Source organism: Pseudomonas reinekei (assembly GCF_001945365.1).
Lineage (GTDB): Bacteria > Pseudomonadota > Gammaproteobacteria > Pseudomonadales > Pseudomonadaceae > Aquipseudomonas > Aquipseudomonas reinekei.
Window position 1 is genome coordinate 233672 of sequence record NZ_MSTQ01000002.1, and the last position, 10490, is coordinate 244161.

General features: G+C 61.8%; 10 protein-coding genes. All 10 read right to left on the reverse strand.

Annotated features, from left to right (window positions below):
* Nucleotides 1–43: 43 nt before the first annotated feature.
* The 10 genes from BVK86_RS03585 to BVK86_RS03630 all read right to left on the reverse strand — a co-directional run bounded on the left by BVK86_RS03585 (nucleotide 44) and on the right by BVK86_RS03630 (nucleotide 10279).
* The gene (locus tag BVK86_RS03585) at nucleotides 44–565 is read right to left on the reverse strand and encodes a GNAT family N-acetyltransferase (protein WP_075945120.1); all 522 of its coding nucleotides are present in this window, start codon (nucleotides 563–565) and stop codon (nucleotides 44–46) included.
* A 171-nt stretch (nucleotides 566–736) separates the two neighbouring features.
* Entirely contained in the window at nucleotides 737–1717 is a 981-nt protein-coding gene (locus BVK86_RS03590) for a LysR family transcriptional regulator (RefSeq protein WP_075945121.1), read from the reverse strand.
* Between the two features lie 144 nt (nucleotides 1718–1861).
* The gene (locus BVK86_RS03595; protein ID WP_075945122.1) at nucleotides 1862–2821 is read right to left on the reverse strand and encodes a peptidylprolyl isomerase; all 960 of its coding nucleotides are present in this window, start codon (nucleotides 2819–2821) and stop codon (nucleotides 1862–1864) included.
* The gene (locus tag BVK86_RS03600; RefSeq protein ID WP_075945123.1) at nucleotides 2818–3297 is read right to left on the reverse strand and encodes a YbjN domain-containing protein; all 480 of its coding nucleotides are present in this window, start codon (nucleotides 3295–3297) and stop codon (nucleotides 2818–2820) included. The genes BVK86_RS03595 and BVK86_RS03600 overlap by 4 nt, the downstream gene beginning before the upstream one ends.
* 18 nt (nucleotides 3298–3315) lie before the next feature.
* Complete coding sequence (locus BVK86_RS03605) at nucleotides 3316–3945, reverse strand: DNA repair protein (protein WP_075945124.1); 630 nt, start codon at nucleotides 3943–3945, stop codon at nucleotides 3316–3318.
* Between the two features lie 17 nt (nucleotides 3946–3962).
* The gene (locus BVK86_RS03610; RefSeq protein ID WP_075945125.1) at nucleotides 3963–5669 is read right to left on the reverse strand and encodes a putative porin; all 1707 of its coding nucleotides are present in this window, start codon (nucleotides 5667–5669) and stop codon (nucleotides 3963–3965) included.
* Nucleotides 5670–5709: 40 nt separating this feature from the next.
* Entirely contained in the window at nucleotides 5710–6414 is a 705-nt protein-coding gene (locus BVK86_RS03615; RefSeq protein WP_075945126.1) for an energy transducer TonB family protein, read from the reverse strand.
* 2 nt (nucleotides 6415–6416) lie between these two features.
* Nucleotides 6417–6842 carry an ExbD/TolR family protein gene (locus tag BVK86_RS03620; protein WP_075945127.1) on the reverse strand — a complete coding sequence of 142 codons (426 nt, stop codon included), beginning with the start codon at nucleotides 6840–6842 and terminating at the stop codon, nucleotides 6417–6419.
* A gap of 11 nt (nucleotides 6843–6853) precedes the next feature.
* Nucleotides 6854–8665 (reverse strand): DUF2341 domain-containing protein, encoded by a 1812-nt coding sequence (locus BVK86_RS03625; RefSeq protein WP_075945128.1) that lies wholly within the window; start codon nucleotides 8663–8665, stop codon nucleotides 6854–6856.
* Between the two features lie 18 nt (nucleotides 8666–8683).
* Complete coding sequence (locus BVK86_RS03630) at nucleotides 8684–10279, reverse strand: ShlB/FhaC/HecB family hemolysin secretion/activation protein (RefSeq protein WP_075945129.1); 1596 nt, start codon at nucleotides 10277–10279, stop codon at nucleotides 8684–8686.
* Between the last annotated feature and the right edge of the window lie 211 nt (nucleotides 10280–10490).

Sequence of the window (10490 nt, forward strand, 5' to 3'; positions counted from 1 at the left end):
CGACTAAACGTACGAGCGGTGGCCTTTACCTCAGGGTGTGCGATCAATCGGCACCAGGCATGCGGCGCAGGCGCGCCATGCTCAAGGTATCGACGTAGGCACCGTCACGCACCGCATAGTCGCGAAACAGCCCTTCGTTTTCGAAGCCGAACTTGCGGTACAGGCGGATGGCGGCTTCGTTGTCGACATACACGCTCAGCTCGACCCGCCGCAGGTTCATCCAGTTGTCCGCGATATCCAAGGCTGCCGACAGCAGTTTCGAGCCGACGCCCTTCCCCTGCCAGGCGCGCGCGACGCCCATGCCAAAGCTGCCTGCATGGCTACGACGAATACGTGAGAACTGTTCCAGCGAAATGCTGCCGATCACGGCGCCTTGATGCAGCGCCACCAGTTGCATCACCCGCTCGTTGTCCGACACCAGTCGTTTGCGCCAGATGTCACTGGAGGGAAACGGTAACTGCAGCGTTTGACGGGCAACCACGGGTTCGCGGTAAAGCGCGGTGATGCCTTCGATGTGGGACTCATTGAGGCGTTCGAGGGTGATAACAGGCTTGGAAGTGGGCATGGGCGAATCATCCTTGAGGCAGACATGGCCACTCACTCTATAACGCAAAACTCCCGAATGGCGAACACCTCTGTAGGAGCGAGCTTGCTCGCGAAGCGATGTAACAGTCGACGACGATGTTGACTGACGAGGCGCTATCGCGAGCAGGCTCGCTCCTACCTGTGGAACGGGTCAGTCCTGGAACCAATCCCATCGTTCTTCGAAAGTGCTGAGGATCAATTCAACCAGCCTCTGTACCTGCGCCTTGTCCTGGGACTGGTCATTCACCGCCAGCCATACCTGGCGTTGCATCGGCTGGTTGAACAACCCCGGTAACGCGATCAGGCCACGGTCATAACGGCTCATGTAGCCGGGCAGCAGGCCGATGCAGGCGCTGCAGCGGATCATCTCCAGCATCAGTTCATAGGAATGCAACCGCACCACCCCCGCCAGACGCTGTTCCACCAGCGCGTTCCACGGACGGAAGCTGTCCACCTGCCGTTCATGCTGCCATTGCACCAGAAGGAAATCGGCGAGGTCATCGAGCTTTTCCGGGCGGGCCGTCACCCGTGAATAGCGTTTGGCTATGTACGGCTGGTAGTCCAGCCTCGCCAGCGGCTGCGGCTCTGTGGTGGAGAAATTTGGGCGTGGCATCGGCGATTCGGTGCCGGCCAGCCACAGCACCACGTCGGCACTGACCGCTTGCAATGACAGATCGCTGTCCAGCGAAATGATCTCCAGACGCAAACTGGCGTTGCGGCGCAACAGCGACACCAGATCACGTCCGAGGATGTCATGCAGAAGGGTTTGCGCCACCGCCAGGCGAATCAACGGCTGCTCAATCACCGGCAAGGTGCGTTCGTGCGCCAGAGCCAGCAACCGGACGTGCAATTGATGGCCGTCACGGCTGAGTGTCAGTGAACTGTCCTTGAACATGAACAGCGTTCTTTGCAGTTGATCTTCCAGTTGGGCCAGATGCTTGCGCAGGATCGTCGGCCGGACATTGAGGCTGCGGGCAGCCTGCATGAAACAACCGCAGCGGGCGCTGACCAGAAAATACTGCGCGACCTCGGTGTCCATCCCGTCTGCAAGGGCCAGCCAGGATTCGGCTGAGTCAGCCGGTGATCGGTAATCGGCGACGCGCTGAGACCCAGTTGATTCGGTGAATGACATCGATGACTCCCTGTCGTTTTTTGTTGGTATAAGGCGATGCCTCGACGTGACCGGTCCCCTGTGGGAGCGAGCCTGCTCGCGATAACGGTGGGGCAGGCCACATCAATGATGACTGACGGGCCGCTATCGCGTGCAGGTTCGCGCCTACAGTTGTTCGGGTTTTGCCTCCAGGATTTTATTGAGTTCGGCGCCGTCGATACTCAGCGTTGCCGTGTTGAGCATGCCTTCCAGATAGGCCTTGGCAATTTGCTCCTGGCGTTGGGCGCGCAGGGCCTGGGTCAACCGCTCACGCAGTTCGTCCAGGGTCGCCACCCGCCCCGGTTGCTGCTCGGTCAACTTGATCACGTGGAAGCCCATCGCACTTTGCACCGGCTCGGACACTGCACCGACCTTGAGCCGGGACACCACGCCGCGCACTTCCGGTACCAGTTGCGCCAACGGTTGCAGGCCCGTGTCACCACCGCGTTCGGCACTGTCGTGATCCTGCGAAAACTGGCCCGCCAGTGCGGCGAACTCCGCCGGAGTTGCCTGCGCCTTGCGGCTAAGTTCCAGGGCTTGCTTGCGCACGCTATCAAGGCTCTGCGGATCGTTCACCCCAAGGAAAATCTGACTGACCCGGAACAGCGCCGGTGTCATCCACTGCGCCTTGCCCGCGTCATAGGCTTGTTGCAATTCAGCGGCGCTGGGGTAATCCGCCGGCACCTGGCTGACCGATTGCAGGTAGTTGCGAAAGACGATTTGCTCGGTGGCAGCGCGGGTTTGTTGTTCAACTTCCGGACGCTGACGCCAGCCCTGGGCATCGGCCTGTTCGAGGACGGCTTTCTCGGCCAGGCGCGAGCGAATCCAGCTCTCCAGCGTCGCGCGATTGCCGCGCAACTGGTCCCGGGATTCGGCGGGCAAGGACGCCAACAACGCCTTGAGTTCGTCGCTGTCCACCTGTTGATTGCCCAACCGCGCCACCGCCGGCTCCGTCGATGCAACCGCCAATGACTTGACCGGCTGCGGTGCTGCGACCGGGTCGTTGCCCGTTCGCACACCTAACGCAACGGCCACCACCAATACCGCCAACGCCCCCGCGCTGGCCACTACCGTACGTTTTTTCACTGGGCAGCCACCTCGTGTTCAGCGGTTTCGGCAGGTTGAACCTGGGCCTGCAACTGCGCCGCGTTCTGGCTGTAGTCGCGCAGGTAAACGATGAATTCCTGTAACAGGCGATCCCACAGTTCCAGATTGCCGCGCAGGTAATCGGCGCTGACACCGGCGGCCACCACCACGTCCATCTCCATCACCAGGAACTCGCCCTGCACTGACAGCCGGGCAAAGCGGCGCGAGGCATTCCACAGTTCTGCCAGGCCGGCCGGCAATTCGCCCTGGACGCGCAAGGCGCAACTGAAGGTGAAATCGACATAGCGGCCCTGCTCGCCGGCCGGGTTGCCGAAGCGCACTGCGTAGCCGATTCCCTGGCTGGCGCTAAGCAGTTGCACGATGCCGTTCTGATCGGTCTGGTTGACCCGATAGCCGGCGGTTTGCAGCACTTCGGTGAGCGATTGTGGCGATACGTGAGCGATCAATTGAGTCATGTGAGTTCTTCCCTGTTTTCAGTGAGTGATCGCAGCCTGGGGCGCGTCGAATTGGGTCTTGTAGAGCTCGTCGCCAAAGCCCTGAGCCAGTTCTTCGAACTTGACCCGGGCCGTGCCGGCAAACGGTTGGCGTATCTTCATCACTTCGGCGACGTCGATTTTTTCGTAGGCCGCAAGAATCTCCTTGGCCACGCCGTACATCTGTTGATTCTTCACCGAACATTGCTGCATTTGTGTGTCACGTTCCGCCAATTGAGTTTCGAGCCTGGCCCGTTCGGCTTCTTTGCCGCGGGCCATGACCAACAGTTCGTCGTAAGCCTTCTTGAACTTGCCGAGCTGCTCGTTGCTCGCCGCCATCTGCGCCTGGGCCTGGCTTTGCAAGGTGTCCTGCTGGCTCGCCAGTTGCTCGGCCGCGCCTTTGTACTTGGCCAGCTCGGCCGTCAATTGCTTGATCTGCGCTTGAGCCGCCCGGGTTTCGGCTTGCGCCGCGACCTGTGCAGCACTGGCCTGGGCCTGCTGGCTTTGCAAGGCCTGCAACTGTTGGGTAGTGCTGCGCAGTTGCGTGCGCAGGCGTTCCTCCATGCCCTCGGCGCTCGCCCCTTGGGCCACCAGCGCGCCCAGGGCAAACAACAGGATTTTCGTGTTCATGAAGCTCTCCCTGCGCTTTAGAAGCGCGTGTTGATCTCAAGCTGCAAGACGTCGATATCGAACGGTGCGCCGTACACCGCTTCGGAACTCAACCAGCGACCGGTGGCATAGACGTTCTTGGCCAGACCGTAGTTGCCGCCCAGGAAATAGCCCTTGGCGTTGGTGCCGCCCAAGTGAAACGAGGAATCGTTGAAACCGTCCGGCAAGGCATCCGGCTGGATGTACTTGTAGCCGGCGAACAGGTTCCAGTCGCCCTGCTTGCGCATGTCCAGCGCGCTGCCGAGGGTGAACTGCATCATCCACGCATTGGCCCCGCTTTCGATGTCGCCATCGCTGTCGAGGTTGTTGACGATCTGCCCTGCCGCACGCTTGCGCATCTCACCTTCGTCGTAGCCCAGGTTATGTACATAATTGGCCTGGCTGCGCAGCTTGAAGTCTTCCGGCAGGTCGCTGTCCCAGACGAAGTTGAGGTCCAGCAGGTTGAACTCCGAGGCCAGGCCCACGTATTGCGGTTGCGGCGTGGTCGCCGGGTTGAGCGGGTTCGGCGTGATGTCACGCAGCAGGAACACCGTGTTGCCCTTTTGCATGAACGCCGAACGGCTGCCGTCACTGTCGCAGCCCGGTGCACCGGCCCACGGCTCGCAAGGGCTGGAACGCTGGCCTTCGATGTCGTCGAAGCGGTAGTAGGCCAACGCACCTTTGAGGCGGTTGCTGGCGTTGATCGCCCAGTTGGCGCCGACCTGCGCACCGAACAGCCACTTGTTGTCGCTCTCTTCCTTGTCGAAGCCGTTGCTGGAGCTGGTGTCGTTGGTGTACTCGATCGGGAATGCACCGACGGTGCCGAACATGCCCCAGTCGCGGTTGAGCTTGTGGTCGAACATCGCCGCGATACCGTCGAAGTTCAGCTCGTTGGAATACAGCATGTCGGTGGAGAAGAACGGGTTGCTGAAGCGGCCACCGGTGAGGGTCAATTCGTCGGTGGCTTTCCAGGTCAGGTAACCCTGATCGAGCCAGATGTCTTTCTTGCCGAAACCGCCACCGAGGGTCTGGGTGGTCGACACCGGGCTGTTGTCGGAACCGGTGCCGATGCGGATACCGGCCGTCCAGTCCGGTGCAATCACCGCTTTCATGCCCAGGCGCGCCCGCAGGCGCAGCAGGTTTTCACGGTCTTCGCGGGTGTTGAGCAACGGTGGCAGGCCGGTGCTGCTGTTGGGGTTCACGTCGTATGGGCCGTTGTTGTTGAGCTTGGCGAAGTCGACGATTTCGTTGCTATTGGTGCCCGAGTAGTAGCGCGATTCGTCACGCAGACGGATATCGCCATCGAAGCTGACACGCGACACCCAGTCCGGAAAGGTGTTGGGCTGCGCCCAGTTTTCCTGCTTGGCGGTGGCCATGACCTCGGCCTTGACCTGATCGCGGATCTGGTCGCGCACGGCAGCCGGCACATACTGCACCCGCACATCGCCCGGTGCGGCGGCCGGCCCGCTGGCGGCAACGGCGGTGGGTGCAGCGGTGGCGGCTTTGCGGGCCTGATCCGCTTCGCTCTGGGCCTGGGCGATCAGTTTGTCAGCCTTGTCCTGCTTCAACACGCCTTGCTCTACCAGCAAGCGGATCAGATTGATCGTGGCGTTCTCCGAGGGCGCAGGCGCGGCTGCGGCCTGACCGACCAGGGTCGCAATGACCATGCCGACCGCCAGGGACAATCGATTCACGTTGGAAATCATTGGCACACAACTCCTTTTGGCAAAGCTTTTGATAATGGGGTTAACCCGGACGCCGCCCTTGCAGGGCCACGCGCATGGGCACAGTGAAAGAGGCCGGTGGCCGCTGGCTCATGCGCGGCGCACCGCGCAGTGCAGCGAGTATTTGCGCGTCGACTTCGGGGTTGCCGCTGGACTGAGCCAGCTCGACCCGAGTGATGTCACCCGAAGTGCTCATCCACACGTCGACCTGCGCCTTGTAGGCCTGGTTGCGCAGGTCCGGGTTATCGCGCAACAAGCGCTGAAAACTGACGGCCATGAACTGGTTGTACGTGCCGTTGCCCAGACGTCCGCCGCCGGAACCGGCCATGCCATTGCCCTTGCCCGCACTGATTCCGAAGCTGTCGGTACCGGACTGGGCCTCGCCGTCCATCTCCATCGGCTTGGCCAGATCGTCCACCGGTGACGGCGGTGCTTCCTCGATCGGTTTCACGTCCTCCGGCTCCGGCGTCGGCTCGGGCTCGACCATTTTTTCTTCCACGGGAGGTTCCGGTTCCGGTGGTTTTTCCGGTGGTGGAGGCGGCGGTGGCGGCAACGGAATGATGGTCGGCACCTTCGGCGCTTCGCGACGAATGCCGCTCATGTCGTTGGCCCATTGCCACAGGAACCACGCGGCCACGCCGGCAATCAGCAACCCGGCGCCCCACTTCACAAAGCGCACGGGTGACTTCTTGACAGGTGACGGGCTGATGGGAAGTTGAGCAGTCATGGTCAGCCCTGTGTCGGTTTGCCGGTCACCAGACCGACCTGTGACAGTTCCAGACGACGCAGCAGGTCCAGCACCTCGATGACTTTCTGGTACTGCACCGTGGCGTCACCGCGCACGATCACCGGGAAGTCCGGGCTCTGGGCCTTCTCGATACGCAAGCGGTCTTCCAGCTCGGCCAGGGTCACCGGGTAGACATCGAGGAACACCTGGCCGCCGTCGTTGACCGAAATCGCCTTGGTCTTGGCTTCGGACAACGACACGGAAGCGCTGGCCTTGGGCAGGTTGATCTGGATGCCCGAAACCTGTGCGGTGGCGGTGAGGATGAACATCACCAACACCACCATCAGCACGTCCACCAGGGGCGTGATGTTGATGCTGTCCACCGCTGCATCATCGTCATCGTCGTGGGAGGCATTTACGGAAGCCATGTCAGTGCTCCTCAGGCCGGTGCTTGGGCGTTGGTGTGGGCGTTGGCGTGATTGCCACGGCGGTGGGCGGCTTCGCTGAACTGGCTTTCGCCATGCATTTCCGCCAGGCGCGTGATGAACTCGTCGACGAACACGCGCATGTCGGCGCTGACTTCCTTGTTGCGGGTGATCAAGCGGTTGTAGCCAAACAGCGCCGGGATCGCGACGAACAGGCCCATGGCGGTGGCGAGCAAGGCGGCAGCCATACCCGGAGCGATGGCGTTGATGTTCACGTCGCCGGCCATAGCCGTGCCGAGGAACACCACCATGATCCCTAGCACCGTACCGAGCAGGCCGATGTACGGCCCGCCGGCGATGGCGTTGGACAAGGTCGAGAGTTTCGAGCTGAGCGCCTGGTTTTCCCGGGTGCGCACGCCGTCCATGGAGCAGCGGATCGCTTCAATGGTGGCTGCCGACACCGACGAGGTATCGGCGCCCTGCTCGCGACGGGTGCGGATTTCCTTGACCGCCAACAGATACAGGCGCCACAGCGACGAGTGCTGCAGGCGCAGGGTGAGGTCCTGGTCGTCGGCGAACATTTCCAGGCGGGTACCGACCTTGGCGAACTGCTCGCGGAACGCTTCGTTGGCTGCCGAGACACGGCTGACCATGCGGTTCTTGCGAACCATGATGAACCACGACTGGACCATCATCAGCACCAGCACCGCGATGATCACCCAGGCGTCCAGCGGCACGGCGTTGAGCAGGAAACCGAGGCTGCCGAAACCGTAACCCGATTGCTCTTCGTCAACACCATAGGCCAGCAGTTTCGACTCGGCGCCCTGGGACGTGGCATCGGCCAGCAACTGCGCGGCAGGTCGGGCGACTTTCGACAGACGCAGCTCGTCGATCGCGCCGGCAAACGGCAGGTAAGCACTGGCGGACACGTCGGCACCAATGGCCATGACCGAATTGAATGCCGGCATCGCCACTGCCAGGCTCGCGGATTCACGGCCATTGAGGTAGAGCGAGACCTTGCTGCCTTCAGCGGTCAGCGCCAAGTGCTGCCATTGACCGGGGTTCAGGGCCTGGGTCGACACGGCGCGCTGACCGTCGATTTCAACGAATGGCATACCCTGATTCAAACCGACCAGCAGACTGTGTTCGCCTTCACGACGGGCCAGAACCAGTTGCTCGCCATTGGCCTGATCCAGCTTCAACCAGGCGCTGAAGGTGAACGCGCTGCCGGCGTTGTGCTGCAACGATGGACTGGCCGGCAACAGCAGCGGCTGACCACTGAACTGCAAGGCACGACCGATCACACCGTCGATGCTCGTACCGGTGGCGCTCTGCGCGGTGTTGCCGTAGGCGGTGGTGTCCTTGGCCGGCGCCCCCGTGGCACCGTCGAAATGGTAGAGCGCGGTGTAGTTCGGATCGAAGGTCAACTGACCGTTACCGGTGGCCGCTGCCTTCTGGTTGCCGTAGTACATCCAGATGTCCTGGCGCTGACCGCCCTCCACTTTCGGTACATCAATCCACACCAGCGCCATGCCCATCAGCGCATCGAAACTTTCGACCTGGTGGTTGAGCACGGTCTTGTCATCGGCGGCGACGAAGCGCAGGTCGGAGCCGTCTTCCTTGACCCCGTCGAAGGTGAAGTTGCCGGTGTGCAGGCGCACCAGCAACGCGGTACGCCCCAACGCCTCGTTGATCGCCGCGCCCTGGGGCGTGGTGTCGACCGAGAGCTGTTTGCGGTAGTGCCAATCGTCTTGCCACCACGCCTGGGCGGTGGCCGGGAGCACGAAGCTCAGGCACATCAGGAAAGCGAGAAATATGCGCTGCATGAAAATGTCTCCGTAGGTTCAGAATGTCGCTTGCAGGTTGAAATGCAGGCGCGATTCCTGTTTCGAGGTATTCGGCCCTTCGAGCAGCGGATAGCCCCAGTCGAGGCTGCCGGACAGCCATTTGCTCAGGCTCGCGCGGGTGCCAAGGCCCACACTGGCGAGGGCGTAATCGGCGTCCTGGTCGGGAAGTTCGTCGCGCAGGTACAACTGGGCGCCTTCGGCGAAGGCATAGAAACGCCACTCCTGCACGTAAGTGCCGAGGTACTTGGCGAGGGATGGCGTGCGCAGTTCCTGGCTCAGCAGGTAGCCGTCGTCACCGGTGCGTTCGGCCGCCAGGTAGCCGCGTACTGACGTGGCGCCACCGGCGGAAAATTGCTCGTTGGATACCAGCGGCCCGGAAGCGAGTTGGAACGACGCCTTGCTCGCGGTCTGCCAGTCATTGCCGAAGGTGTAGGTGTATTGGGTATCGCCCTTGAGCACCGCAAAACTGGGGCTGGCGCGATAGCGTTTGTAGTCGAAGTCTTCGTCGGAACTGCCGTAGCCGAGAAAGCTGCGAGTGCCCGCCACCAGGCTCAGGCCGAGACCTAACTGCGAGCTTTCGGTGTAGCGAAAGCCGTTGTAGGCGAAGGTGAATGGCGCGTACTTGAGCGGCACCTTGTCGCTGTCACCGGCGAAATCCAGTTGCTCGTCGAAGTCCTTGAAGTCGATGCCGGCCGACAGCGAGTTGGACCAGTTGCCACTGGACGGCAGCGTGTAGATCGCCGACACGCCGTAGGAATGACCCTTGCCCAACACGTTGCTGCCGCCGATGGTCGCGACGTTGCTGTCGGACTGGTAACCGGCAAACTGCACGCTCCAGCGCTCGCTGAGCGGCGCGGTGTAGGAACCGGACCAGACCTTGGCGTTGGAGGTGTCCTCGGGCGCGGTAAAGAACGTGAGCGACACGCTGTGGCCCAACTGCCACAAGTTGTTGTAGCCGAGGCTGGCGACACTGCGCAGCTTTTCGGTGTCGGCGCTGTAGTCGTTGTTCAGGCCCAGACTGGCTTGCCACGGGTCCTGGTCTTCAACCTGCAAGTCGACGTCCATGGTCCCTGGGCGTTGACCTTCGCGCACCAGCGGCATGACCTGGCGACCGGGGTTCTTGTTCAGTTGTGCCAGTTCAGTCTGCACCTGGGCGAAGTCCGGCACATGGCCTTCTTTGAGCGCCGGTACGTCATCGCGAATTTCCACCGGAGAATAATGCTTGGCGCCGACGACACGAACCCGACCCACCTTGGTTTCGCTCACTTGCAGATAGACGATGCCGTCCTCGACTTTCTGCTCCGGCAACTCCACGAACACCGATTGATAGCCGTTGGCCTGATACGCCTTCTGCAACGCATCGCGGGCGCCTTCGATATCGGCCAGGTATTTTTGCGGACCGAGGAAGGGATACACCGCCTCTTCGATCGTGCGGGCATCGAGCACGGTGTTGCCGCGCACGAAGTATTCGTTGACGTCCACCGGCCTCGGTTCCGTCAGCTCGACGCTCTGCTGCGCCCACGCCGGCTGAGCGCCCGCCGTCACCAGCAGCCAGCCCCACAGCGCCAGCCGTGACTTGAAAAAATCGTTCACACCACCCCCTGAATTCGAAGTACCGGTAACCGTCTGCGCTGCGGCAGGCTGGCTGACTGCCTGGCTCCCGGCGTCCCGCCATCGGCTGGAAAAGTGGCCTTTCGGCCGCCTCAAGCACGTCACATAGGCATGACCTGAATGGCGTTGTGCTACCGAACTTTTGTCATCAAAGCTTCATTTCAAAGATGGGCGGATGGCGTTGAAATGAGAT